The organism is Enterococcus sp. FDAARGOS_553 (genome assembly GCF_003812305.1).
In the GTDB taxonomy this organism is placed as follows: domain Bacteria; phylum Bacillota; class Bacilli; order Lactobacillales; family Enterococcaceae; genus Enterococcus_D; species Enterococcus_D gallinarum.
The window spans coordinates 444,703-469,723 of the sequence record NZ_CP033740.1 but is presented as its reverse complement, the minus strand read 5'-3'; the positions used below and the strand labels follow the sequence as shown (position 1 = coordinate 469,723).

Genomic DNA, 25,021 nt, shown 5'->3' with positions numbered 1-25,021 from the left:
GTTGCCAATGAAATTGATTTATTACGGGGTAAGTGAAGAGGAAATTGCTTATATCGAACGGTGGCAATTTATCCACAAAACACCAGTGACGATCGTAATGGAGGGCTTGTCTTGGGAGAATATCCATTTGGCAGCAGGGCACGACGGCATCTGTTTGTATCCTAGTCTGGCTATGCAGCAAGATGAGTCCCTGTACCAACGCTTGCATATTTTAGGGATGAAGCAGTTATCGATCAAATCAACGGGGGTCGACGGTGTTCGTTTTGACTGGGCGCAAAAGCATCAGTTGACGGTCACCAATGTCCCTTCTTATAGCCCAACATCGGTGGGCCATTACACTGTGATGTCGATCTTGATGGCTTTACGCAATATTCCAGCAATGATCAAAGGAAAACTTGATCGACGGTCTGTGATTGGTCGGGAGCTACAAGACGTAACAGTCGGTTTGTTAGGCACTGGTCGAATCGGTGCTCTAGTCGCAGAAGCGATTTATCATATGGGGGGACATGTGATTGCCACTAGTAGGAGTGAAAATCCTCGGTTGAAGGGGATTGTCGAATATGTGTCCTTTGAGACCTTGATTGCTGCATCGGACGTCTTGTCGATCCATATCCCGCTGACAAAAGCATCAGAAGGGCTATTTTCGGCCTCTGTTTTTGCACAGATGAAGCCTGGCAGTTGTCTGGTCAATACGGCACGTGGGGGAATCGTTGATACGGATGCGTTGATTGCCGCACTCGCGCAAGGGCGTTTGTCTGGTGCTGTATTAGACGCTATCGCCAATGAAGAACGGTATTTTTCAGTTGGGTGGGATCAAAATCCTTATTATCAACAGCTGAATCAACTGCCAAATGTGCTTTTGACCCCGCATATTGCGTATTATACCCAATTGGCTGTACAAGAAATTGCAGAAACAGCTTTGAACAATGCAAGAGATATTTTGCTAGAAGGACAATCTGCCAATACGATCGCGCTTTGAGCGATAGAAAAGAAAGGGTGGGAGTATGCTGCAAGCAGAAATCAAAGGATTGAAGAAGTCTTTCGATAAACAAGTCATCTTAAAAAATGTTGGCTTACAAATTGAACGTGGGGAAGTTGTATGCATCATTGGTCCTAGCGGCTCTGGAAAAACGACCTTTTTGCGTTGCTTGAATTTGTTGGAGCAGCCTGATGCGGGGAGTTATTCTATCGGTGACTTCCAGTATGATCTCGCACATATTGGCAAAACCCAACGATTGGAGATCGCCCGCAAAACAGCGATGGTCTTTCAATCCTATGAGCTGTTCAGCCACATGAATGTGTTGCAAAATGTGGCGGAAGGACTACGCACACCACGGCGTTTCCCAAAAAAACTGGCAGAAAAAGCAGCGTTATCTGCCTTAGAAAAAGTGGGTTTGGCAGATAAAGCTATGATGTATCCTAGTCAACTGTCTGGCGGACAGCAACAACGTGTAGGTATCGCCAGAGCGATGGCTTTGACGCCAGAATTATTACTGTTTGATGAACCCACTTCAGCGCTCGATCCAGAACTTGTCGGTGATGTCCTAAATGTCATGAAGCAACTGGCTGATAGTGGGCAAACGATGATCATCGTGACGCATGAAATGCAATTTGCACAAGAAGTCGCGGATAAAGTGATATTCATGGCGGATGGTGTGGTGGTAGAAGCGGGAACACCAGAAGAAATTTTTGAGGATCCGCAAGAAGAACGTACACAGCAATTTTTGACACAAGTACGTTTTCAATTAGCTGTATAGAAGCGAGGCACAATATGGAAAAGGTGAACAGCTCTAGTCGGCTTTGGTCGAAAGATTTTTACTTAGTGATGGTGGTCACGGTACTAGCAATGACAGCCATCACGACCCAAATGGGGACTATGCCGTTATATGTTGCTTCTTTAGGTGGTTCTAAAGCAGTATCCGGCGCCATTGTAGGTGTCTTGGGGCTATCTGCTTTGTTTTGCCGTTTGCCAATCGGTGTGGCATTGGATCGATATGGACGCAAAGTCTTGCTTTGTATGGGATTAGCCATTCTGTTGATTGATTTTAGTTTATTGAATCTGCTGCAGGAGCTATTGATGCTTTTTTGTCTGCGCATCTTGCAAGGGGTGGGCAATAGTTTGCAAGCGACAGCAGCAGCGACGATGGCAGTTGATACGATTCCTGAAGGCAAATTAGCAGTCGGATTGGGGTATTTCAGTATCGCCCAGGCTGTGCCGAGTGCCATCGGCCCGTTGATAGGACTTGCTGTTGTAGAAAATTATGGATTTCCTGTACTTTTTCGGATGGCCGTCTTGTTGAGCGGAACAGCTTTTTTGTTGAGTTTCTTTTTGAAAGAACAGCCCTTTTCACGGAGGAATACGCACTCTGGCGAAGCGAAATCATCGTTACGAGAACTGCTTCGCATCAAAGCGGTTGTGTTTCCTAGCGGTATCCTTTTTTTGATATGCTTTGCCAATTCTGGCGTGGTGGCGTTTATTGCACAATATGCCCTTGAACGTGAGATTATCGGCGCAGGCTATTATTTTACGGTCATGTCGATCATGACGGTCACAACACGGGTCGTATTTCCACGTTTGCTCGCCAAAATCCAAACGGCTACATTGATTTATGGCAGTTTATTATTGATTTTGGTTTCTTTTTGTCTGTTGCCATTTACGACACAGCTCAGTAGCTTGCTTCTGGCCGCGAGTTGTTATGGTGTCGGTTATGCCGGCTTATTGCCTGTGATGAATACGATTGTATTAGAATCAGTGTCTGAGGCGCAGCGAGGGCAAGGGACAGCGGTATTTTCAGCAGCCTTAGATGTAGCTTATGGAGGTGGGGCTTTTTTGTGGGGAATCATCGCCAGTCTTTTTGGCTTTGACATGATGTTTTTTGGGTGTGGTCTGTTTGCTTGTGGGGCGATGATTGTTTATCGCTATTTCCAATTATCTCAGCGTTGATGTTAGGAAATTTAACATAGGATGTAATCTGCAACTTGCGCTTCTGTTGTTTTCTCGATAAACTGAGAAAATAATGAGAACGGGGGATGATTATGGATAACTTAGACCGCAAGATACTGAACATCATGCAGCAAAATGCCCGAGTCACTGTCAAACAGATCGCAGAGCAATGCTTTATTTCATCGCCATCTGTTTCTGTGCGGGTACAAAACCTTGAAACCCTTGGGTATATCCGTTCTTATCAGGCACTGATCGACTACCAAAAACTTGGTTATCTGATCAAAGCGTATGTCCATTGCGCAGTGAATGCCAAAGATAAAGAAGCCTTCTATGCCTATATCGCAGACATCCCAAATGTGATCGAGTGTGACTGTATCACTGGAGATTATTCTATGCTCTTGAAGGTTTATTTTAGTGATACGGTCGTCTTGGATCGGTTTATCACAGATTTGCAATTTTATGGGGATACCAAAACCCACATTGTATTTTCAACGAATGTCGGACCACGAGGGTTGCAAGTGCCAGTCGATGACCAGTGACCCCTGTATATAAAAAAAGCGTGCCTGTCTATGTGAGATAAGCGCGCTTTTTGGGTTTTCAGAATTGATATCCTCGAGAGGGAACTGGCGTCGAGAAAACGATTTGGGTGTTGGTTCGACCGAATTTTTGCAAGTCATTGATAAAGCTGTCCAATGATTTGGTAGAAGGGAAAACGACTTTGATTAACATTGAATAAGGGCCGGTGACACAATCACATTCCAACACATTGGGGATCGCCTGTATGAAAGGATAGAAACTTGCTTTTTGCTGTGGTTCGATCGACAGGTGGATAAATGCTTTGATCGGCAAGCCGGCTTGTTCATAGTCAATCGTCGCTTGATAATACAACAATTGCTCGGTTTCTTCTAAATGTTTTATTCGTTGGGAAACAGCAGGTGCAGTGATGAATAACGCTTCACTTAACTTTTTGATCGATAACCGACCATTTTGCTGCAACAGATTCAACAACTTTTTATCTAGTTCATCCAAATACTTTCCTCTTTTCTGTTTTTGTACTGTTTCTCTTTGTTTTTCAAAGTGAAAGGAATCAATTTCAAGGATTAACAAAGAGATGGCTGAAAAGGCTCGTGTCTTTTTCTCTTATGTGATATTTTATCACATATAATACAAAAAGGGGCGTTTAAATCATGATGAGGATCGAATCAGATACAATTGGCAGTCTACCTATATACGAGGGGGCTTATTATGGTATTCATAGTTATCGCGCAAAAGGAAATTTTGCTTTCACTGATCAAAAAGTTGATCTGACGATGATCAAACAAGTAGCACGTATCAAAGCCGCAGCTGCGCTAGCCAATCAACAATCTGGCACGCTATCCAAAGAAAAAGCACAAATCATTGTGACTGCTGCGGAAGAAATCATCATGGGCAAGTGGGATGAAGAATTTATTGTTGATACATTTCAGGGGGGAGCAGGAACATCCACCAACATGAATGTGAATGAAGTGATCGCCAATCGCGGGTTAGAATTGATGGGGCATAAGAAAGGGGAATATCAATATCTTCATCCTTTAGACGATGTCAATCAAAGCCAATCCACCAATGATGTCTATCCTAGTGCTGGGAAACTGGCTTTGCTTGTATATATTGAACAATTGGATGAAGCGCTGGTACAGTTGATTGACAGATGGCATATGAAAGCGAAAGAATTTCAGCACGTGGCAAAAATGGGGCGAACCCAACTGCAAGAGGCGGTGCCAATGACAGTAGGGGAAAGTTTCGCTGCATATGCCCACAGTTTGACGCGTTGCCGTGAACGGCTGCACCACTTATCGGCAGAACTATTGACCTTAAATATGGGTGGGACAGCCATTGGGACAGGTCTTAATGCGTCCTATCGCTATCAAGAATACCTCTATCAAGAATTGAACCGACGTTTTCCAAGACCCTTACGGCCAGCGAATGACCTGATTGATAGTACACAGCATACCGACAGTTTCGCCTCGATTTCAGGTGGATTAAAAACGATTGCCATCACATTGAACAAAAGCGCCAATGATCTGCGTCTCTTAGCCAGCGGTCCGCGAACTGGTTTTCATGAACTCAACTTGCCAGCAAGACAAGCAGGCTCATCGATCATGCCGGGCAAAGTCAATCCAGTCATTCCAGAAGTTATCAGTCAAATTGCATTTCAAGTGATTGGAAATGACGGTGCCATCACCTTTGCGGCAGCTTCCGGAGAATTGGAATTGAATGCTTTTGAGCCGGTGATGTTCCATAATTTATTTGAATCATGTCAACTGTTGACCAAAGCGTGTCAAATTTTTGCCGATAAATGTGTGGCAGGTATTACCGTCAATGAAACAGCTTGTTCGAAAGCTGTAAATAACAGTACAGGGACTATTACAGCCCTTTCACCGCAAATTGGTTATGAAAAAGCCACTGCTTTTGTCAAAGAAGCATTGGAAAAAAATTGTTCCATCGAGGAGCTATTAAAGCAAGAAGAATTCTTGCGGACAGAAACTTATCAGTAAGGAAAAACTGAAATATCCATATACCTAAAAGCCTAAAAGCATAAAAAAATAAAAAACTTATCTGTAGTAGGGATTTGTGTCTGGTAAAAGACACTCAATCTCGCTGAGGATAAGTTTTTTAGATTTTTGTCAATGAGTCAAACAAAAGTATGGTAATCCATCTTAAAATTTATATAGACAGAATGATATTCAGTTTAACTCAGGAGAGTGTAAAATATTTTGTGTAAATAGAAAAAAGGAAGTCCCTTCTGTAGAATAGAGTTACCACAACACATTCACAGAAGAGAGGACTTCCCTATGAACGATTTTACTACAGAAATTCTAAAGACTCTAGCGAACAAAGGCGATTTGAATGAATTATTCCGTGTCCATTTGGAGAAAGCAGTCAATACGCTTCTCAAAACGGAGTTAACGGCTTTCCTAGATTACGAAAAGTATGATCGCATTGGTTTTAACACGGGTAATTCTCGTAACGGCTCCTATGACCGTACGGTCAAGACCGAGTATGGGGAACTTCATCTCCAGATTCCGCGCGACCGCAATGGTGAGTTCAAGCAACAGACTGTTCCTGCTTATAGACGGACGAATGACACGTTAGAGGAGACCGTCATTCACCTCTTCCGAAAAGGTATTACCATGTCGGAAATCGCAGACTTGATTGAGAAAATGTATGGGCATTACTACACGCCCCAAACCATGTCCAATATAACAAAATCATTTACAGAAGAGGTAACGGCGTTTAAAGGGCGGGAGCTTCATGACCGTTATGCTGCTATTTATATGGACGCAACGTATATTCCGTTAAAGCGGAAAACCGTCGCCAAGGAAGCTATTCATATCGCAGTTGGCATTCGCCCGGACGGATCAAAGGAAGTATTGAGCTATGCGATTGCACCGACTGAATCCATCACGATTTGGGAGGAAATTTTATTGGACCTTCAAGAGCGCGGTTTGAAAAATGTCCTCCTGTTCATCACGGATGGCTTAAAGGGGATGGTAGGAGCGATTAGTCGGTTCTATCCCAAAGCTCGTTTTCAACATTGTTGTGTACACGTTTCCCGTAATATCAGTCACAAAGTGCGTGTCGATGATCGTAAGGAAGTCTGTGATGATTTTAAAATGGTGTATCAAGCCTCATCTAAAGAGGTGGCGTTGGAAGCACGTGGTGCTTTTGCGGAAAAAAGGAAAACCAGCTATCCAAAAGTGGTTGAATCGATTCTTTCGAACGATCACTTGCTCACTTTCTATGATTTCCCCTTGGCCATACGCAAGAGTATTTATTCTACGAACTTGATTGAATCCTTTAATAAGCAAATCAAGAAATACAGCCACCGCAAGGAACAGTTCCAAAACGAAGAGTCGATGGAACGTTTCTTAGTCTCGTCTTTTGATACTTACAACCAAAAATTCCTAGGTCGCAGTCATAAAGGCTTTCAACAGGCCGAAGGCGAACTTGAACAAATGCTGAGTCAACCGATGGAGAATTAGAAACAATCTACAGTAGGAAAGAACCATTTACACAAAATTATTGACGCTCCCAAGCTAAAACTCCTATTAATCGATCTACTAAAAATAAATAAAAAATTCTTTTCAATTTTTATTTATGGTATGACATAAATAAAGTAAAGTTATTCTTCTAGGTTAATCTTATTAATACTCTTTCTCACTAGTGTTGCATGCAACACTAGTGAGAAAGAGCATTAAATATACTGCAAGGCAAGACATATGGTAATTGAAGAATAACAAGCAAAAAAATAGCAGTCAGGTCTCTTGACAAAGTATAGTTGCTATTCTTTTTTTAGGCCCTACTTTAATGAAATTTTTGTTTGGAGGGAACGACTTCATTCCTTTGATTATTTCAGTTGAATTTAATAGAGAAGCCTGGCGTCTATTAAGAAATACTTTTCTTGATGAGCGTCAATTTTTTTAACGGAAATCTATCCTATACTAAATTCAGTAAAGAAAAAGGAGGAATCAAAGAAAGCTATTTTAAACAAACCAAAATTATAGGAGGAATAAATCATGACTGAAAATAAAGCTACTCAAGAAAGAACACCCCAAGAAAGATTGCAAGAAGAACAAGAACACAAGGAACATGTTCATCATACGAAAATTAATGCAGCGGCCATTGCGGATCATCTTTTAGGCAACATGCATACATTACATGTGAAACTGCACCAATATCACTGGTATGTAAAAGGAGCCAATTTCTTTACGTTGCATGAAAAATTTGAAGAGTTGTATAACGAAAATGAAAAATGGTTCGACAAACTTGCGGAGCGTCTAATTACTTCTGGGCATAAACCTGCTTCGACAACGGTTGAATTTGAAAAATATTCGATGCTTTCGGAAGATGCAGTTAATAAATACGCTAAAGCAGAAGACATGGTTGAAAATATTATCGAGGACTTCAGAAGCACTCGTGACCTAACTATTCGCGCGATTCGTTTAGCTCAAGACGAGGGTGACGATGCTTTAGAAGATACATTGATTGCTTTTAAAAATGACTTAGACAAGAACATTTGGATGCTGCAAGCGTTCATTGGTAAAGAAGCATTAGAAGATGATGACGCTCTTGATGAGGATGAAGATTAAGGTAAAAGTAGAAGCTGATTTAGGGATTGGAATTCTTTCCAGTCCTTTTTCCATTTTCTTGATGTGCATCAATTTTTTTGTAGTAAGAGACTTATATAATAAAAGCAGCGAATATAAACAAAATAAATAAAGGGGGAGAATGAATTGACTAAACATACCCATCATGAAATTGGCGACCACGCAGCCTGTATCCGCTTGGTTCCAATATTCAATCACTTAGAGGATAGCGCGATGAATTACATTGCTGAAAAAGCCCACACGAAACAGTATCAAAAAGGAGAGTTTCTGTTTCGTTCACAAGAAAAAGAGGATACTTTATATATTATCAATCGTGGGAAAATCCGTATTTATCGATTGGCAGACTCTGGCAAAGAGCAGCTAGTGCGGATCTTGAACCCTGGTGATTTCACCGGAGAATGGACCTTGTTCAACCCGGATGCAGTACACGAGGAATATGCCGAAGCAACCCGAGATACCGTTGTCTGTATGATTCAGCAAAAAGATGTCCAAGATTTTCTGGAACAATACCCAGCTATTTCTTTAAAACTATTGGCGGAAATGTCTAAACGGTTAGAAAGTTCAGAACGTCAAACGACACAAGTAGCCTTGGAGAGTGTCATTACCCGTTTAGTTTTGTTTTTGGCAGAAAATGTGGAACCTGAAATGGGCAACTCTCCCACCATCACCCTGCCGATGGAAAAAAAGGACATTGCTTCCTATTTAGGAACGACACCTGAGACCATCAGTCGCAAATTTGGAGAATTGGAGGACGAGGGATTGATTCAACAGCTGTCTGGGAAAAGGATCAAGATTCAGGATTTAGATGATTTATTGCTTTACAGCGAATAATCGGACACACTTTTTTCTACACGTTGGTGTTCTGTCGCTCTTCATTAACAACGGGACAGAACTCAGTGCTTTTGCTTCCATCTGTCCGTTTTTGGCTTTTTTAAGACAGAACGACCTTCATTCATTGGAAAAATAAAAGCACAAACATGATAACCCTCAAGTTTTTTTGTTTTATTTTTCTTTAAGATAGGGTTGTCGAACAAAACGTAAAAATAAGTAGGGGTGAATGTGCATTATTTTTGGGTGATAGTTGCCATCACGTTGTCAGCAGCGGGTGCATTCTTTGTCGTCCCTTTCACCAAGAACACGATTGGCGGCGAAGCAAAAACGTCTAACGTTGTTGAGGCAGATAGGTTAGCTATGGAAAAAGAAGAGGAAGTTGTAAAAGGAGCCGGCGTAATCGGACACGGAAAAGTGGCGTATTACGAAGCGAGTGACCAGGGAGATAAAAGTGTATTTACTGTTTGGTTTCCATGGAGCTTAGCCGGAATCTTGTTCAGCATCACCATGACTAGAATGACGCGAAAAATTGAAGAAATGGAGCAAATAGAATGGAAATCGTATTAGGCGTTTTGAATCCCCATGCGGTGGAGATTGGTTCTGTTGTGATTCATTGGTATGGAGTCATTATTGCAGCGGGCATATTAGCGGCTCTCCAGTTGAGCACCAAGGAAGCAAAGAAAAAAGGACTGGAAGAGGATACCGTTATCGATATGGCCTTATGGGCAATTCCGATTGGACTCCTCGGCGCTCGGCTTTATTATGTGTTATTTGAACGTGGTTATTATCTGCAAAATCCAGGACAAATCCTTGCGATTTGGAATGGCGGCATTGCGATTTATGGGGGATTGATTGCAGGAGGGGGTACGCTATATTGGTATGCAAAGAAAAAAGGTACTTCTTTGGCACTCGTTCTTGATATTTTAGCGCCCAATGTATTGTTAGCCCAGTCCATTGGTCGTTGGGGCAATTTTATGAATCAGGAAGCTCATGGAGGACCGGTTACTCGTCAATTCTTGGAAAATCTTTATTTACCTGAATTTATCATTGAACAAATGAATATCAATGGTACCTACTACCATCCGACTTTTTTATACGAGTCATTGTGGAGTTTGTTGGGCTTTGTCCTCATCGTCACTATACGGAACCGAAAACAGCTTTTGCGTCAAGGAGAAGTCGCTTTGAGTTACGTTTTGTGGTACTCAGTGGGTCGGTTCTTCATTGAAGGTATGCGAACGGACAGTTTATGGATTGGCGAGTGGATCCGCGTTTCGCAAGCCTTGTCTCTGGCCCTGTTTATTGGCGCGATTGTAGTATGGTTTATACGCAGACAAGACTATCCACCAATTTATTATTATTCTGATGGCAATAAGGGGCAGAAAAAGACTATTAAGATGGTGAATTGAGCAAAAAGATAAAAAGAAGTGCAAAACTTGATATGCGTCAATTTTCGTTTGCTAAAAGTGAGCTATACTACAGTTGTAAAGAGGAAAAGGCAGTGTTCATTAATCTGCTGCGGATAAAATAAAAACACATAAAGGAGATAGGAATTATGGAAAAAGCTATATTGCAATTAGAAACGTTGTCTTGTCCAAGTTGTATGCAAAAAATTGAAGGTGCCTTGAAATCAGTTAACGGTATTGATAAAGACAGCATTAAAGTATTATTCAACTCCAGCAAAGTCAAAACCAATTTTGATTCAGCTGTCACTTCGATTGAAGAGATTCAAAAAGCTATCGAAAACGTAGGCTATCCGGTCCTTAAAGCAAAAGTCAAGGCCGCTTAACAGATTAAATGAACTAGGCAATTCTGGAAGAAAAGCTATTTTTCCGGGATTGCTTTTTTGTTGCAATCCGATTCGAGGTGCTTAGAAACGATAAAAGAGAACTTTCTAAACTTGATAGCCGTAAATTTTTATTCGATAAAAAGAGGGTATCGTTATAACTATAAAGAGGAATAAGTGTCATTGAGGCTGTTAGATCAAAAAAATAGTGAGAAGGGACACGTATTTTTTCAAAACTTGATGTCAGTCAATTAATTACTTAGGCAATTATCTTATACTGTGTTTATCAATAAAAGAGAAATTAAATTTGGAGGGAAAAAGCATGCAACAATATATATTAAGCAAGAAAAATGTTATCACCGTCATCAGTGGATTGTTAATCGCACTCGGTTTCTTCAGTCACTTTGTTTTAGAAAACGTAGGACTTTCAGAGTGGTCTTTGATCATCGCCTCTGTCTTTGGGATTACGCCAATTGCCATTCAAGCGTTTCAAGCAATGAAAGTCAAAGTCATCAGTATTGATGTCTTAGTCAGTATTGCAGCGATTGGTGCGCTTTTTATTCAAAATTATGAAGAATCGGCTATTGTCACGTTCTTATTCTTATTCGGACACTACTTGGAACAACGAACATTGAACCAAACGCGATCTGCTATCAAAGAATTGACTGAAATGGCACCCGAAAGCGCCTTGAAACAAATGGATAATGGCGAATTTGAAGAAGTAGAAGTGGATGATGTAGATGAAGGGGATATCTTGCTCGTTAAAACGGGTGCGAAAGTTCCAGTGGATGGCACAGTCCTTACGGGCGAAGGGCATATCAATGAAGCTAGCATTACAGGGGAAGCTGTTCCGGTCAACAAGCTAGCTGATGCAGAAGTTTTTGCAGGAACCATTTTAGAAAACGGAACGATTCAAATCAGAGCTGACCGAGTTGGTGAGGACACCACATTTGGAAAAATTATTGAACTCGTGGAAGAAGCACAAGATTCTAAATCCGAAGCGGAACGGTTCATTGATCGCTTTTCTAAATACTACACACCAGCTGTCTTGGTTCTGTCAATTGTTGTATGGGCGTTCAGTCAAAATATTGAGTTAGCAATCACCATCTTGGTTCTAGGTTGCCCAGGCGCATTAGTTATCGGAGTGCCTGTCTCAAACGTTGCCGGTATCGGGAATGGTGCTCGTAACGGTGTTCTTTTAAAAGGGAGTGAAGTCATTCAAGACTTCAGCAATGTGGATACAATTGTATTTGATAAGACAGGTACTTTAACTGTCGGAAACCCAACCGTTGCAGCGACTGAACTGTATGAAAAAGATTCTGCTGAAACGCTTGGCTATCTGGCCAGTGTGGAACGGGAATCAGATCATCCATTAGCAAAAGCGGTCTTAAATCAAATTGGAGAAACAAATTTTTATCCTGTTGAAGGAACTGAAGTCGTGAAAGGCGGCGGAATCGTTTCAAGTGTAGCTGGACATAGAGTGGCTGTTGGGAATGTGGCCTTGATGGAAAAAGAAAATGTCACTCTCAGCAAAAAAGTGCAAAAAGATGTCAAACGGTTTGAACAACAAGGGAACTCTCTCGTTTTGACAGCGGTCGACGGTGAATTAAAAGTACTGATGGGCATTCGCGATCAAGTCCGTCCGGGTGTGAAAGCTAATTTGCAGGAATTAAAAGACTTGGGCGTGAAAAATCTAGTCGTTCTTTCAGGAGATAACCAAGGAACCGTTGATGTGGTCGCCGGCGAACTTGGTTTGACCGAAGCTCACGGCCACATGTTGCCGGAAGACAAATCGGCTTATATCGGAAAACTTCAACAACGTGGTCAAATTGTAGCCTTTGTTGGAGATGGCGTTAACGATAGTCCGTCCTTAGCTTTAGCAGACATTGGAATCGCAATGGGAAGCGGAACGGACGTAGCGATTGAAACATCCGATGTCGTTTTAATGAACTCGAACTTCAGCAACTTGCCTCACGCATTAGGATTAGTAAAAGCCACCGCAAATAATATGAAGCAAAATATCGTGATTTCAATTGGAGTAGTGTTGGTCTTGTTGACCAGCGTCTTCTTCAGCGAATGGATGAATATGTCTATCGGAATGTTGGTTCATGAAGGTAGTATCTTGGTGGTAATTTTCAATGGCATGAGATTAATGAAGTATAAGTTGAAAGGTCGAAAAGAACAAAAAGAAGTATCAGCACCTGCAGAGAAAGTAAAAATATCTTAAGAATAAATTAGAAGAGGCTGAGACAATAGTCCATCCTTGAAATGACAAAAGCGGAAACTCAGATTTTTAAATCTGGGATTTTCCGCTTTTTTGAATTCTTGAAAAAAAAGAAGAGTATTGTATTAACGGCAGTTGATCGTAAGTTAATTATTTTAATGGGAATCCGTGACCAAGTTCGAGCAGGTGTTAAACAAGACCTACAAAAATTAAAAATCACTTGGTGTTAAAAATCTCACTGTATTATCAGGGGATAATCAAGGCACAGTTAATTTAGTTAAAAAGGAGCTAGGATTAACCGAGGCTCATGGCGATATGTTACCTGAGGACAAGCAAGCGTTTCTAAAAGAAAGACAGTCTACTGGTGAAATTATTGCTTTTATTGGTGATGGTGTGAACGATAGCCCTTCTCTAGCTACTGCAGAAGTAGGGATTGCTATGGGAAATGGGACAGATGTGGCTATTGAAAGTTCAGATATTGTTCTAATGAATTCCAATTTTAATCGTCTCCCCCATGCTTTAGGTTTAGCTAAAGGGACATATGCGAATATGAGACAAAATATTCTAATTGCTGTTGGTGTGGTGATAATATTATTGGTTAGTTTAATATTTAGTGAATGGATGTCTATGTCGATAGGTATGTTAGTTCATGAGGCAAGTATTTTAGTAGTTATTTTAAATGCAATGAGATTAAGAAGATATCAATTAAGATAATTGATCTATGTCAATTATCTTAAAAGAAATGTCCTGTATAATTTATTTAAAGGAGTGATAGATATGACTAAAGCAACATTAAAATTAGAAACATTAACTTGTCCATCATGTTTACAAAAAATTGAAAGTGGTTTAAAACAGACAGCTGGTGTAGAAAAAGATTCTGTAAAAATACTGTTCAATGCAAGTAAGGTAAAAGTAGATTTTGATGAAGAACAAGTCAATTTGAGTACAATTGAAAGAGCTATTGAAAACCTAGGATATTCAGTTATTAGTTCAAAAGTAAAGGAAGGTGTATAAAATGACAACAGCAAATGAAAGACAAGAAAAATTAGCTGCTGAAAAAGCATATAAAGAACACATTCATCATACTAAGATTAATGCTGTAGCTGTCACAGATCATATACTTGCTAATATCCATACCTTACATGTAAAATTACATCAATATCATTGGTATGTATAAGGCACAAATTTCTATTCATTGCATAGTGTTTTTGAGAATTTATACAATGAGAATGAGACATGGTTTGATAAGATTGCAGAACGTTTACTAGCTTCAGGATTTAAGCCAGCTTCAACAACTACTGAATTTCAGGAATTTACAATAATTTCTGAAGATCCGTCTGAAAAATATTATTCTGCTGAAGAAATGGTCATACAGTTAGTAGAAGATTTTAGGACTAATCGTGAATTCACCGTTCGTGCAATGCGTTTAGCACAAGAAGAAGCAGATGATGCATTAGAAGATTTACTAATTAGTTATAAAGATTACTTAGAGATAAATATTTGGCAACTTCAAGCCTTTGTTAACAAGGATGCGTTAGAAGATGATGACTATATAGATAACGATTAATTAGGAGGAAAGTTGTATGGCACACCATCACCACCATAGTCATATAGATTGTATACGTTTAGTTCCGATTTTTAATCACCTAAATGAAGAACAAATGAGTTTAATTGCGCAATCAGCGCAAGAAGTACATTATGCAAAGAATGCGTTGTTATTTGGAAATGGTGATAAAGATGACACACTTTATATTATAAATAATGGGCGTGTACGTGTTTATAACTTAAATGAATCTGGTCGTGAACAAACTGTACGCATATTAAATCCTGGTGATTTTATGGGAGAAGTGGCTATTTTTCAAACTGAAAGTTACCATTCTAATTATGCTGAAGCAATATCAGAAGTGAGCATATGTAGAATTCATAAAAAGGATATGGATGACTATTTAGGCGCTTACCCAGAAATTATGAGAAGAATACTATCAGATGTTACGAAACGTTTACAGGTATCAGAAAAGCAAACGATGCAAGTTGGTATGGAGCAAGTAGAGTCTCGTATTATTGATTTTCTATCAGAATACGTTGAAGATGAAGAAAACCATACTTATGTGACTTTACCAATGTCGAAAAAAGATCTAGCCTCGTACTTGGGTACAACCCCAGAAACAATAAGTCGTAAGTTCTCATCATTGGAAGAGAGAGGTTTAATTAAACAGCATACTCAAAAATATGTTGAGATATTTGATTTAGATAAGTTATTATTTGCATCAAGTTAAGTTAAATGGTTCTGTGTCAAATAGTATTGGTCACCAACACTATTTATCATAGAACCCAATTTTTTAGTACAATGATCCATGGTGATATCCTTTCTTGGTGTAGTTTTGTTTTAGAAGCCTAAAATGGTAATTATGATATTGATTTTTGGGATTCTTTTCCAGCTGGAATGGACGAGTTAGCGAAAATTTTTAGAATGGTTGTCATGGGTGAAGATACCGTAAAAGGAATTGCAGTAACTATGGAAATATTGCGGATGCAGCGACTATAGCTAAAGAAGCCTTAGAGGCGTTCTGTGACTTAATACAAGAAGAAGGAAAAGGTTACTTTAAAGATCCAGAAAAAATTGCCAAATCATTCAACGTGCAATTACCATGAGTTATCGGTTAGGTAGACTTGCACAAGAATCCAGCAATGTCGTTCTAAGTGTTCTTGTACGTGAAATTCGTGCGCTTGAAAAGAACATCAAAGACTTGGAAAAGCAATCAAGCAATTATTTGTCGGCATTCGAGAATATCAATATTTGCCCGGTGTTCCAGGTATTGGAAAGGTGTACTCCACTTAATTAATCGTTGAAATCGGTCAAATTGAACGATTGGAAAATCAAACAAAATTGGCAAAATATGCAGGCTTATATTCGAAAGTCAAACAAGTAGTCACCGAATTCCAGTTAGAAACTACTTTGTAACTACGTTTTGAGGAGGAGTAAAATGCTTTCCTACGTTCGATATTACCCACTAGCGATAGCTAAATTAATGTGTCTGTGCTCCCCTAAAATCTGCTGATTTATTACTGACTAATACAGGAGGTTTTTTTATGGGACAGACAATCATATCTGCTATCGGTGTTTATATTTCCACCAGTATCGATTATTTAATTATATTGATTATTTTATTTGCACAGCTATCACAGAATAAACAGAAATGGCATATTTATGCGGGGCAATATCTAGGCACAGGCTTACTTGTAGGGGCGAGTTTAGTTGCTGCTTATGTCGTCAATTTCGTGCCTGAAGCATGGATGGTTGGATTGCTTGGTTTAATCCCTATCTATTTAGGGATTCGCTTTGCAATTGTTGGAGAAGGTGAGGAAGAAGAAGAGGAAGAAATTATTGAAAGATTAGAACAAAGCAAGGCAAATCAACTGTTTTGGACAGTTACATTGCTGACAATTGCGTCTGGCGGAGATAATTTAGGTATCTATATACCTTATTTTGCTTCGTTAGATTGGTCACAGACCCTCGTGGCGTTGCTTGTGTTTGCAATCGGCATAATTATCTTTTGCGAGCTTAGTCGGGTGCTATCCTCTATTCCGTTAATATCCGAGACAATTGAAAAATACGAGCGAATCATTGTGCCCTTAGTATTCATTCCACTTGGACTATACATCATGTATGAAAGTGGCACGATAGAGACTTTTCTGAACTTTATTTTATAGATAAAAAAGCCCCTTAAATGGAAAGCCCCTTAATGTAGTGATCCCAAAAAGTTAGACTTTTATGGAGTGGAGAAATCCACTCCTTTTTTGTATGATAAGATTAACTGTTAGACAGCTGTTTTTACAGCTTCTCGAAACTGAACCGGACTTCGCCAATTTAATTTCTTTTTGATGCGTTTATGGTTGTAATAATAGATATATTGGTCAATTTTTGTTTTCAATTCATCTAAACTCCGATAGACTTCTCCGTGAAAAATCTCTTGCTTTAATAAACCAAAGAAGTTTTCCATAGGTGAGTTATCTAAACAATTCCCTTTACGAGACATACTCTGGAAGATTTTATGCTGCTTCAATTTATTCTTATAAGCATTCATTTGATAGGCCCATCCTTGATCTGAATGGAAGGTTCTACGAAATGGACAATCATTTGTCATCTGGATTGCTTCTTCTAATCCTTCCATTATGGCTAGTGCGTTTGGTTTTTCAGAAATCCGATAAGATAGAATTTCACTATTGTAGAAATCCATGAAAGGATCTAAATACAGCTTTTTCTGACGAACGACACCTGTGGTGTCTACTTCATAATACTTAAACTCTGTGGTATCAGTTGTAATTTTTTGGTGACAGATATTTGTATAAAACCGACGATGAATACGATTTTTGGCGACAGTGCCAACCTTCCCACGATAAGAATTGTACCGTCGAGATTTTCGAGTGTAAGACTTTACTTCGATACCTAGTTTTTTTATCAGACGTTGAATCTTCTTTTTATTGACATGAATCCCTTGATTCTCTAATTCTTTTTTTAGTCGCAGACAGCCGTAATCTTTATGATCTTTGCGAATTTCAAGCATTTTTTCTTCAATTTCTTGGTCTGGGTTTGGTCTGTCAAACCGTTTCTGCCAATACATATAGGTTGCTTTAGGAAATTTCAATGTTTCAAGAAGCTCAACTAGTTTGAATGATCCTCGGAGGCTGGCGATGATTCGTGCGATTGATTCTTGCGTCTTTGCTGGGCTTCCTGTTTTCGCAGCTTCCTCAACTCTTTTAAAAAGGCATTCTCAATTTGAAGGGATCGGACTTGCTTTTCTAATGCCTTGATACGATCGCGTTCTTCAGTTGTTGTATTTTTCTTTTTTGTTTTCTTTTTTTCTAGTCAAAGTAAGTGGTCGCCCTTTCTCTTTTGAGAGCCCCTCAATACCTGCTTCTCTGAAATTACGCATCCAATTGGCAATAAGCGCAGGGTTGTTCATTTCTAAAGTGCTAGCAACTTCTCGATAGGACATCTCACTTGTTTGATATAACTCTAGCGCATTTAACTTAAATTGAACAGAATATTTCTGATTTTGATGCTTTCTCAATAGACCTTCCTCTCCGTATTCACGATAGACATTCACCCAATTACTTACTTGAGACTTGCTTGAAATACCGTATTTGTTGGCAAGATACCGATATCCGCCCACGTCACTAAGATATTCTTTAACGATTTTTAGTTTTAATTCAAAAGGATATTTTGCCATACAAATAACGACCCCCAAAAGTTAGATTTTTTGGTCTAACTTTTGGGGGGGCGCTTCATAAATGGGGCTTTTCTTATATTTTTTTGAATCCTAACTTCAAACCCCAGATACGTTTTTTTACCGCTAATTCGCCAAACCAAAGAATGGAGGACTTAGCGTGGATCCAGAGAACCAAATGATGCGTATTCAAGAAGTGGGTGCTGGCGAAATGAGTGCGCAACAGTTACGTATCACGAAAGAGGATGCCGATGTTTATTCTTTAATGTTGGATGAAGCAATGCAAGAAGGGGAGCCGTTGATCGTTCAGCTGGATCTAAAATAAAGTCAGAACCAGCCGTAGAAAAATTTTTTTCGACCAGTACAAATAAAAACCGATTTTCTTTTTTTAGAAAGTCGGCTTTTAATAACGAAGCTAATTTAGTTGAAGTAGTTGCTCAATAATCGAAGAGCTGCCTGGTAAAAATAAAAGTAGACTACCTATGACTAACAAGATCCCTAAAACAAAACAGGCTATTACGAATTTGGTTGATCTAGATACTTCTTTATTTGAAACACTTATGATCAACAAAGTTATACCGACAGCTAACGTTAAAAAATACCAAAATCCCATTGTTATCGCCCACTTTCTTTGAATAGTTTTTACTTTCAAACTGTTTAATAAATTTTATCATAGACAAGAAGAACTAATCCTTGTACAAGAAAAATATATGTAAAGTTTAAACTTTCTTATACTAAATAAACTAAGTATTTAGAAAATTGATCGTAAACCACCTTCAAGGAAACTGATAGAACAATTTAAAAATTGTTAGAGTTACTTTCAATTGTTTTGACAGTTTTATCTGTGAAGAATGCGGTCGACCGGTAAATCCTGAAAATGCAGGTAGTCAGCATCGCAACCACTGTCCCCACTGTTTAACGAGTCTTCATGCGGATACTCTTCCCGGAGACCGAGCTTCTTTGTGCCGAGGGAAGATGGATCCTATCAGTATTTGGTCCAAGGAGGATGGCGAATGGGCAATCATTCACCGTTGCCGAAATTGTGGTACTCTAAAGACGAATCGAATTGCGGCTGACGACAATCAGGAAAAACTCATTCACTTGGCGACAAGAGCGATTCAGTACCCACCCTTTGCTATCGAGAACTGTTAACTGTTTTGGTTTATAACGAAAGGAGAGCCACTGATGTATCAAATCCACCACATTCAAATTACTGTCAACGATGAAAAAAAGCGGAACCCTTTTATGATCAATTGTTCCATTTGTTAGGTTTTGATGTTCAAAAGAAATATTCAGGCTATCTCGAACATGCCGACATGGAAGTAGTAGAGTATTTGAGTGATACCTTTGATTTTGGGATCTGTTCGCCAAAGCAAGAATGGATCAATGAGACAATTGATTCTAGAAAGCCTGGTTCCCTCCAACACATTGCTTTTAAAGCAGAAAGCAGGGAAGCCGTAGACGCGATCTATCCAAAAATCAAAGCACTAGGAGTAAAGATTCTTCATGGGAAACCAATGGAATACAAAGAACGGATCGCGCCTAATTATTATGCACTATTCTTTGAGACGCCAGAAGGCCTCCGCTTTGAAATCTTTCATTATGCCTAAACCTGTGCTGACTTTTCAGGTCTTTTAAATGAAGGAGTTTTAACCAAAAAAGACAAATCCTTTTCTGATTCGAATCGAGTTGATTCGATGAATGGGAAAGGATTTGTCTTTTTTTTAGTATAAAGCAAAATCATTTAGCTGTTCTAGTTTTTGTTACGAAGAATGGTTATAGATTTTGATCGACTAATTTTGTCTTATTGTTCTCCATTACTTTAAAGAATGGATAATATATGAAGATACTGATGACGATCAACAGTAGGCAAAAGAGAATGTTGCGCCAGTCCATACTTGAAAGATAAGCTTGTGCAAAAAACGGTGTGAAGGAAGGATCAACAATAAAGCCAATTCCGATCCATCCAAGACTCTGAGCAAAGTAGGTCAGCAATAACGAAATGATCGGAGTGACCAAAAATGGGATTGCTAGAATGGGATTAAAAACGATTGGTAAGCCAAAGATCACTGGTTCGTTGATGGAGCAGATTCCAGGAATCAAGGATAATTTTCCGATGGTGCGATATTCGGGAACTTTGCTTCGCATCATCAATAAAACCAATCCCAAAGTACCACCAGCTCCGCCAAGGACTGAAATCCGAAACATTTGTAAGTTCATTAAGTGTGTCATGGTTTCGCCATTTGCCATTTGCTCGGCATTCAAGCCAGTTTGAGCCATTCCCAGTGTAAAGACGATGGGAAAGATGATTGAAGAACCGTTGATGCCAAACAGCCATAAGATGTTGCCCAAAGTCACGATCAACAAGAAACCGCCGAGACTGCCAGCGATGTTCGTTGCAGGAGTCAGAACTTCCATCACTGCTTCAGGAAAGATTTTGTTTGTTGCTGCTAAGAAGATCAAATTGATCCCATAGAAGATGATGATATTTGTCAACAGCGGAACGAGCATATTGATGAAGGTTGCCACCATGGGTGGAACGGTATCTGGCAGTTTCAATTTGATCTGTTTCACTTCAAACAAACGATTGATTTCTACCACTAACAAGCCGATGATGATTGCGACGAAGAGTCCGTTTGTTCCTAGAAAATTGAGGCTGATCGCGCCTTCTTTTACTGGTGTACAAACCATTAGAAAAATGACGGATGCAACCATACCATTCATGGAAGGGTTGATTTTGTATTCATTTGCAAGAGAGAAGGCAATCCCAAAGACGCTGATGAAACCAATGATGCCCATCGTCAATTGATAAGGCGCGGTGATGAGATCATAATTTGCTACAGCGAAATCTTTCCAGCCAGCCATAAATGTCATAAAGATATTGGCTGTTTCAGGATGGTACTGATCCATGTTGATGGGTGGGTTGGCAAAGATTAGAAAAAAAGAACCGATAACAATAAAGGGTAGTCCAAACATCATACCGCTGGATATAGCTTTTAAGTGGCGCTGATTGCCGATTTTTGCTGCGATGGGGCTTAGGACGTCATTCAGCTTCATGATAAATGCAGAGTTTTCCATGTAACTTCCTCCTATACTTGCCAAGGATTGAATGAAAACGCGCTTGGCACAACGTGATCTGGATCATAGTTCTCGATGATTTTTTCGTATTGTTCTTTGTAGTCATTAGTGACTTTTGCTTGTGGGATTACTTTGCTGGCTTCATGTAAGAAATGTTCGGAACCACGGCCCATTTCCTGTCCGCGGACAGTATGTTTATCCAAGGCAATATCAGGAATTTCTGGAACATAGCCCATCGCGAAACTCTTGATCACAATATTCTTGAGTAAGTCTGATGAGCGGTCTTTTTCCGACTGGCATAAGTAACGAATCGCATGGAAGAAATACATCGCCCGGTCGGATTCGTTGTATTGGAATTCCTTGCGCATCGTGTTTAAGTTATTGATCATAATGGCAGCCATTGGATTTCCCATACCTACATCTTCAACACTGATCGCTAGTAATCTTCTCCACAGTTTTTCTTCAAATTGCGGTGAGGTGATATACATTTCATAGGCAAATTCACACGCCTCTTTTTCTTTGCCTCGACGAATCGATTTTTGCAATGCCGAGATAACTTCATCTCCGCGTAAGCCGTTGCGGGTCGTCATTTTTGCCCAGGGATCTTGAATAAATTTCGTTTCTGTCATGATATAATACTCCTAATTGATAAAATTTGAGGTGGATCTTATGGATGTTGAAATGCTTATAGATAAATACCAACTGAATGATTCAGAAGCAGAAGTCTTGCGTTTTATGAAAAAAAATCGACAGTCATTAAAAACAATCGGGATTCGTGATGTGGCTAAAGCAACCTATGTCTCTACAGCAACAATCATCAATATGGCCAAGAAAATTGGCTATTCCGGTTATAGCGAGTTGGTTTTTGCACTAGGTAACAGCCAATCGGACATTGCGATGCCAAGCACTTTCTCCAATGAGGAAAAGGCGGCATTTATCGATTTACTCTCTGAGTATCGCAACAAGCGCATCATGATCCTTGGCTCCGGTTTCTCTCAGAATCTCGCCAATTATTTTTCGGAATCTCTTAATTTATATGGCTTTCGTGCGACTGCCAATAGCCATCTGGAATTTCTTAGACAGCAAGTGCAGCAAGACATTCTGCTCGTTATTATTTCTAATTCTGGGGATACAGTTCGGTTAGCTGAGCTAGCGAAAATGGCTAACGACCACCATATCGATGTGATTGCTTTTGTTGGTCAAAAAAATTCAAAAATCGGCAGCCTAGCCACACTGACCATTAGTACAGAAACATATACTCCCCAAAGAATCTCCGATTACCAACCGAATCTTTTCTTTGGCACAACACTGAACCAATTTGAGCTTTTGCTAAGTGCAGCACTGAAGGCTATTTTTGAATAGAAGAACGATGTGGCCACTGTTTCTTCAAAACCTAGTATAAAGAATCTCTTTTGAAATGTAAGTGTTTTCCCTTTGTTCTGAACATGTTTAGGAATTTGCAAACTTGTTTAGAAAAAAATTTCCATTCCCTCCACTATCCCATCATTGTTTGATTTTCGGCTAAACTGAGTCCAGATCAGATGGGAGGGAATGTATGAGCAAACAAGCAGCGATACAGGTTCATGGATTGTGCAAAACATTTGGGGAGAAACGAGTGATTGATGATCTTAGTTTCACAGTCGAAAAGGGCACCATCTTTGGTTTGTTAGGACATAACGGGGCAGGGAAATCCACGACGATCGATTGTATTTTGGGCACACAAAAATGTGATTCGGCAAGGATCTCGCTTTTGGGAAGAGATCCTAAGGCTGAACGGAAACGACTGTTTCAGTATGTAGGGGTCCAATTCCAAGAATCTGCCTTTCAAAATCAATTAAAGGTAAGAGAGATTTGCGAAATCACCCATTCGTTGTACGAAAACCCGCTAAACTGGATGCAGGCGCTCCATGAATTTGGTCTTGCCTCTAAATTGAATTCATTTCTCGGAACATTATCGGGGGGCGAGAAACAGAAGCTATGTATCCTTTTGGCTATCATGGGGAATCCGCAAATCATTTTTTTGGATGAATTGACAACCGGACTGGACCCCCAGGCCAGGCGCGAGGTTTGGCGATACTTGCTCGCTTTGAAAGACAAGGGGGTCACTATCTTTCTGACCTCTCATTACATGGATGAAGTGGAAACGCTGTGTGATCGGATTCTCGTGTTAAACAAAGGCAAAGAAGTTGCCAGCGGGACGGTAGCTGATATTCTATTAAAAGTGAATAAGAAGAATCTCGAAGAGGCTTTCTTGACGCTTGTTGGGGAGGAAGTGTAGGAATGAAAACATTTATATGCTGGCGGATAATCTAAAGCTGGATGTTGATGAGATCATCAAAGAGAAACTGCAGAAAAATGCGGTGAAATATCCGGTGGAACAAAGCAAGGATTCCAAGAAGAAATACCGCGAGTTGTGAGTAATAGCTTTTACGTAAGAGACCAGAATCGGAAGGATCCTTGGTCTCTTTTTGTGTAGAGAGTCATACTAGGAGTAACATTTACATAGTATTATTTAGGTTGGTAAATCCAATGAAATGGAGTTGCAGGCAATGAAAAATTAGTTTAACTTTTTGATAAAATTATATAGTTTGATATTAAATATTTATGGTATGCTGCGATTATAATACCAAAGGAGGAAGTAGATGTTAAAGAAGTTTAGACCAAAGAACAACGCTCAGTATTGTTTATCAGAAATTTTGTTTGATTTCTATACAAAAAAGAATCAAAGAAAAGTGGTAAAAGATATCTTATACACGCATGTAAAACAAGCGCGCACAAAAGCAGAATTAGTAGAACTGATTGATAGGGTTGCGGAAGAAGATGCGTTTATTTTGCGATTTTGGAGCACACGTTTTTCTAATACAGAGAAAGAGCTGCTTACATCATATGACAAAATGTCCTACTCGATGTCTGCGTTATCGATTATCTTAGCTATGTTGGCTTTGACATTCGAAATAAAAAGTCCAGAATTCACATTACCTGTGTTTTTGTTGTTGGTTCTCATTGCTGGGTATTACTTGCGTATTCCTTTTAATAAAGAGAAGGATAAATATTTGACTGTGATTTACTTATTAGACGAAGCACTGCGAAAGAAGGAACAAAACAAAGACCAGTAACTGCCCTACGGTTTGTGTTCTTAAAAGAAGAGCAGCAAGTCCTGTACATCCGTTTGATTCTTGTTAAAACAATAGAAATATCAAGGATAATCTCCATATCTCAATAAAATACTGCCATATTTTGAATGTTTTGTTCGTTTTTCCTCTGATGTTCGCTTGCAACCCCTTCCAAAATCGGCTACACTTATAACCGAATAGAAACCAAAAAAATAGGCACCTCGCAACTCTGTTGGCGCAGAGCGGCGAGGCCCTGATCAGTCAGCACTTTAACCAAGATGACCAATCAAGTTGCCATAGTTGAACGCCATCGGCATCAACGTGTTTATTGTACCCAAAATTTCCCTTCATTTCTAGTAGCGGGGTGTTTTTTTGGTAAATTTTCGCGGGATGCTAGACGCTTATTTTGCTATGTCAAAGGCATTGGACAGTCTTGTCCGATGCCTTTTTTGTTGTCTAAACATTCATGCGCAGAATCGTTTTTGACAAATGGCAGGCATAAAAGCCTCGTAATGATAATGCTTACTGATAAATAGGTAGTCATAGCTGAACGAATAGTAAGTCGTTACATTCGTCGGGTGAACAATCCTTCTATCCTAGGTCCAGAAGTTGGCAAGCCTTGGTTTCTATTCACCTATGGTTGATCCGATAGTCATTGGAGACAATCCGTCAA

The 25,021-nt window shown here is 39.7% G+C and carries 23 protein-coding genes and 5 pseudogenes; 24 read left to right on the top strand and 4 right to left on the bottom strand.

The genetic code is table 11. The features are described 5' to 3' along the window. The first annotated feature begins 7 nt into the window (after positions 1-7). From EGX73_RS02570 to EGX73_RS02555, 4 genes are all read left to right on the top strand, one after another. Positions 8-979 carry an NAD(P)-dependent oxidoreductase gene (locus EGX73_RS02570; RefSeq protein ID WP_005470349.1) on the top strand — a complete coding sequence of 324 codons (972 nt, stop codon included), beginning with the start codon at positions 8-10 and terminating at the stop codon, positions 977-979. A 25-nt stretch (positions 980-1,004) separates the two neighbouring features. Further along, complete coding sequence (locus EGX73_RS02565) at positions 1,005-1,757, top strand: amino acid ABC transporter ATP-binding protein (RefSeq protein WP_021150487.1); 753 nt, start codon at positions 1,005-1,007, stop codon at positions 1,755-1,757. Between the two features lie 14 nt (positions 1,758-1,771). After that, positions 1,772-2,944, top strand: a complete 1,173-nt coding sequence (locus EGX73_RS02560; protein ID WP_123866708.1) for an MFS transporter — start codon at positions 1,772-1,774, stop codon at positions 2,942-2,944. A gap of 92 nt (positions 2,945-3,036) precedes the next feature. Then, positions 3,037-3,483 carry an Lrp/AsnC family transcriptional regulator gene (locus EGX73_RS02555; RefSeq protein WP_005470356.1) on the top strand — a complete coding sequence of 149 codons (447 nt, stop codon included), beginning with the start codon at positions 3,037-3,039 and terminating at the stop codon, positions 3,481-3,483. Positions 3,484-3,541: 58 nt separating this feature from the next. Here the strand turns inward: EGX73_RS02555 and EGX73_RS02550 are convergent, their stop codons facing one another. Continuing rightward, complete coding sequence (locus EGX73_RS02550; RefSeq protein WP_003125427.1) at positions 3,542-3,973, bottom strand: Lrp/AsnC family transcriptional regulator; 432 nt, start codon at positions 3,971-3,973, stop codon at positions 3,542-3,544. A gap of 158 nt (positions 3,974-4,131) precedes the next feature. Between EGX73_RS02550 and EGX73_RS02545 the strand changes: the two genes are divergently transcribed. The 13 genes and pseudogenes from EGX73_RS02545 (at position 4,132) to EGX73_RS02475 (ending at position 16,640) form a co-directional block, all read left to right on the top strand. Beyond that, positions 4,132-5,478, top strand: a complete 1,347-nt coding sequence (locus EGX73_RS02545; protein ID WP_123866707.1) for an aspartate ammonia-lyase — start codon at positions 4,132-4,134, stop codon at positions 5,476-5,478. Positions 5,479-5,775: 297 nt separating this feature from the next. Further along, positions 5,776-6,966, top strand: coding sequence for an IS256-like element ISLgar5 family transposase (locus EGX73_RS02540; protein ID WP_123866706.1), 1,191 nt, complete (start codon positions 5,776-5,778; stop codon positions 6,964-6,966). A 534-nt stretch (positions 6,967-7,500) separates the two neighbouring features. After that, a complete protein-coding gene (locus tag EGX73_RS02535; protein WP_002292150.1) occupies positions 7,501-8,073 on the top strand; it encodes a Dps family protein in 573 nt (190 codons plus the stop codon). Between the two features lie 144 nt (positions 8,074-8,217). After that, positions 8,218-8,922 carry a Crp/Fnr family transcriptional regulator gene (locus EGX73_RS02530; RefSeq protein WP_003125436.1) on the top strand — a complete coding sequence of 235 codons (705 nt, stop codon included), beginning with the start codon at positions 8,218-8,220 and terminating at the stop codon, positions 8,920-8,922. A gap of 228 nt (positions 8,923-9,150) precedes the next feature. Next, a complete protein-coding gene (locus tag EGX73_RS02525) occupies positions 9,151-9,489 on the top strand; it encodes a hypothetical protein (protein ID WP_096711217.1) in 339 nt (112 codons plus the stop codon). Beyond that, positions 9,474-10,328, top strand: a complete 855-nt coding sequence (gene lgt, locus EGX73_RS02520; RefSeq protein WP_123866705.1) for a prolipoprotein diacylglyceryl transferase — start codon at positions 9,474-9,476, stop codon at positions 10,326-10,328. Before EGX73_RS02525 ends, lgt begins: the two co-directional genes overlap by 16 nt. Before the next feature lie 146 nt (positions 10,329-10,474). After that, positions 10,475-10,708, top strand: coding sequence for a heavy-metal-associated domain-containing protein (locus EGX73_RS02515; protein WP_003125439.1), 234 nt, complete (start codon positions 10,475-10,477; stop codon positions 10,706-10,708). Positions 10,709-11,027: 319 nt separating this feature from the next. Continuing rightward, positions 11,028-12,932 carry a heavy metal translocating P-type ATPase gene (locus EGX73_RS02505; protein ID WP_086268992.1) on the top strand — a complete coding sequence of 635 codons (1,905 nt, stop codon included), beginning with the start codon at positions 11,028-11,030 and terminating at the stop codon, positions 12,930-12,932. A 113-nt stretch (positions 12,933-13,045) separates the two neighbouring features. Continuing rightward, positions 13,046-13,643, top strand: a pseudogene (locus tag EGX73_RS02500) (HAD-IC family P-type ATPase); the annotation flags it as partial. Between the two features lie 63 nt (positions 13,644-13,706). Then, the gene (locus tag EGX73_RS02495; RefSeq protein ID WP_003125446.1) at positions 13,707-13,943 is read left to right on the top strand and encodes a heavy-metal-associated domain-containing protein; all 237 of its coding nucleotides are present in this window, start codon (positions 13,707-13,709) and stop codon (positions 13,941-13,943) included. Position 13,944: 1 nt separating this feature from the next. After that, positions 13,945-14,496: pseudogene (locus EGX73_RS02490) on the top strand (DNA starvation/stationary phase protection protein). 16 nt (positions 14,497-14,512) lie between these two features. Then, positions 14,513-15,205: a Crp/Fnr family transcriptional regulator gene (locus tag EGX73_RS02485; protein ID WP_005225225.1), complete on the top strand. Its 693-nt coding sequence runs from the start codon at positions 14,513-14,515 to the stop codon at positions 15,203-15,205. Positions 15,206-16,019: 814 nt separating this feature from the next. Continuing rightward, positions 16,020-16,640, top strand: coding sequence for a CadD family cadmium resistance transporter (locus EGX73_RS02475; RefSeq protein ID WP_005237707.1), 621 nt, complete (start codon positions 16,020-16,022; stop codon positions 16,638-16,640). A 107-nt stretch (positions 16,641-16,747) separates the two neighbouring features. Here EGX73_RS02475 and EGX73_RS02470 read toward each other — a convergent pair. Further along, positions 16,748-18,160: pseudogene (locus EGX73_RS02470) on the bottom strand (IS3 family transposase). 157 nt (positions 18,161-18,317) lie between these two features. Between EGX73_RS02470 and EGX73_RS15895 the strand changes: the two are divergent. The 3 genes and pseudogenes from EGX73_RS15895 (at position 18,318) to EGX73_RS02460 (ending at position 19,767) form a co-directional block, all read left to right on the top strand. Next, positions 18,318-18,482 carry a hypothetical protein gene (locus EGX73_RS15895; protein ID WP_003125452.1) on the top strand — a complete coding sequence of 55 codons (165 nt, stop codon included), beginning with the start codon at positions 18,318-18,320 and terminating at the stop codon, positions 18,480-18,482. 479 nt (positions 18,483-18,961) lie between these two features. Next, positions 18,962-19,309, top strand: a complete 348-nt coding sequence (locus tag EGX73_RS02465) for an RNHCP domain-containing protein (RefSeq protein WP_117474467.1) — start codon at positions 18,962-18,964, stop codon at positions 19,307-19,309. Between the two features lie 30 nt (positions 19,310-19,339). Further along, a pseudogene (locus EGX73_RS02460) lies at positions 19,340-19,767 on the top strand (VOC family protein). 166 nt (positions 19,768-19,933) lie between these two features. Here EGX73_RS02460 and EGX73_RS02455 read toward each other — a convergent pair. Both EGX73_RS02455 and EGX73_RS02450 read right to left on the bottom strand, forming a co-directional pair. Then, positions 19,934-21,235, bottom strand: coding sequence for a PTS sugar transporter subunit IIC (locus EGX73_RS02455; RefSeq protein ID WP_029486393.1), 1,302 nt, complete (start codon positions 21,233-21,235; stop codon positions 19,934-19,936). A gap of 11 nt (positions 21,236-21,246) precedes the next feature. Continuing rightward, positions 21,247-21,864 (bottom strand): hypothetical protein, encoded by a 618-nt coding sequence (locus EGX73_RS02450; RefSeq protein ID WP_003125462.1) that lies wholly within the window; start codon positions 21,862-21,864, stop codon positions 21,247-21,249. A 40-nt stretch (positions 21,865-21,904) separates the two neighbouring features. On the opposite strand from EGX73_RS02450, the gene EGX73_RS02445 reads away from it, so the two are divergent. The 4 genes and pseudogenes from EGX73_RS02445 to EGX73_RS02430 all read left to right on the top strand — a co-directional run bounded on the left by EGX73_RS02445 (position 21,905) and on the right by EGX73_RS02430 (position 24,351). Continuing rightward, positions 21,905-22,597 carry a MurR/RpiR family transcriptional regulator gene (locus tag EGX73_RS02445; RefSeq protein ID WP_096710774.1) on the top strand — a complete coding sequence of 231 codons (693 nt, stop codon included), beginning with the start codon at positions 21,905-21,907 and terminating at the stop codon, positions 22,595-22,597. A 193-nt stretch (positions 22,598-22,790) separates the two neighbouring features. After that, positions 22,791-23,513, top strand: a complete 723-nt coding sequence (locus tag EGX73_RS02440) for an ABC transporter ATP-binding protein (RefSeq protein WP_003125465.1) — start codon at positions 22,791-22,793, stop codon at positions 23,511-23,513. A gap of 13 nt (positions 23,514-23,526) precedes the next feature. Continuing rightward, a pseudogene (locus tag EGX73_RS02435) lies at positions 23,527-23,652 on the top strand (MazG-like family protein); the annotation flags it as partial. A gap of 225 nt (positions 23,653-23,877) precedes the next feature. Beyond that, a complete protein-coding gene (locus EGX73_RS02430) occupies positions 23,878-24,351 on the top strand; it encodes a hypothetical protein (protein ID WP_003125466.1) in 474 nt (157 codons plus the stop codon). Positions 24,352-25,021: the final 670 nt, after the last annotated feature.

Excerpts from the sequence above, each read along its gene's own strand:
- EGX73_RS02570 (WP_005470349.1), top strand. The coding sequence starts at position 8 with ATGAAATTGATTTATTACGGGGTAAGTGAAGAGGAAATTGCTTATATC.
- EGX73_RS02565 (WP_021150487.1), top strand. The coding sequence starts at position 1,005 with ATGCTGCAAGCAGAAATCAAAGGATTGAAGAAGTCTTTCGATAAACAA.
- EGX73_RS02560 (WP_123866708.1), top strand. The coding sequence starts at position 1,772 with ATGGAAAAGGTGAACAGCTCTAGTCGGCTTTGGTCGAAAGATTTTTAC.
- EGX73_RS02555 (WP_005470356.1), top strand. The coding sequence starts at position 3,037 with ATGGATAACTTAGACCGCAAGATACTGAACATCATGCAGCAAAATGCC.
- EGX73_RS02545 (WP_123866707.1), top strand. The coding sequence starts at position 4,132 with ATGATGAGGATCGAATCAGATACAATTGGCAGTCTACCTATATACGAG.
- EGX73_RS02540 (WP_123866706.1), top strand. The coding sequence starts at position 5,776 with ATGAACGATTTTACTACAGAAATTCTAAAGACTCTAGCGAACAAAGGC.
- EGX73_RS02535 (WP_002292150.1), top strand. The coding sequence starts at position 7,501 with ATGACTGAAAATAAAGCTACTCAAGAAAGAACACCCCAAGAAAGATTG.
- lgt (WP_123866705.1), top strand. The coding sequence starts at position 9,474 with ATGGAAATCGTATTAGGCGTTTTGAATCCCCATGCGGTGGAGATTGGT.
- EGX73_RS02515 (WP_003125439.1), top strand. The coding sequence starts at position 10,475 with ATGGAAAAAGCTATATTGCAATTAGAAACGTTGTCTTGTCCAAGTTGT.
- EGX73_RS02505 (WP_086268992.1), top strand. The coding sequence starts at position 11,028 with ATGCAACAATATATATTAAGCAAGAAAAATGTTATCACCGTCATCAGT.
- EGX73_RS02495 (WP_003125446.1), top strand. The coding sequence starts at position 13,707 with ATGACTAAAGCAACATTAAAATTAGAAACATTAACTTGTCCATCATGT.
- EGX73_RS02485 (WP_005225225.1), top strand. The coding sequence starts at position 14,513 with ATGGCACACCATCACCACCATAGTCATATAGATTGTATACGTTTAGTT.
- EGX73_RS02475 (WP_005237707.1), top strand. The coding sequence starts at position 16,020 with ATGGGACAGACAATCATATCTGCTATCGGTGTTTATATTTCCACCAGT.
- EGX73_RS02455 (WP_029486393.1), bottom strand. The coding sequence starts at position 21,235 with ATGGAAAACTCTGCATTTATCATGAAGCTGAATGACGTCCTAAGCCCC.
- EGX73_RS02450 (WP_003125462.1), bottom strand. The coding sequence starts at position 21,864 with ATGACAGAAACGAAATTTATTCAAGATCCCTGGGCAAAAATGACGACC.
- EGX73_RS02445 (WP_096710774.1), top strand. The coding sequence starts at position 21,905 with ATGGATGTTGAAATGCTTATAGATAAATACCAACTGAATGATTCAGAA.
- EGX73_RS02440 (WP_003125465.1), top strand. The coding sequence starts at position 22,791 with ATGAGCAAACAAGCAGCGATACAGGTTCATGGATTGTGCAAAACATTT.
- EGX73_RS02430 (WP_003125466.1), top strand. The coding sequence starts at position 23,878 with ATGTTAAAGAAGTTTAGACCAAAGAACAACGCTCAGTATTGTTTATCA.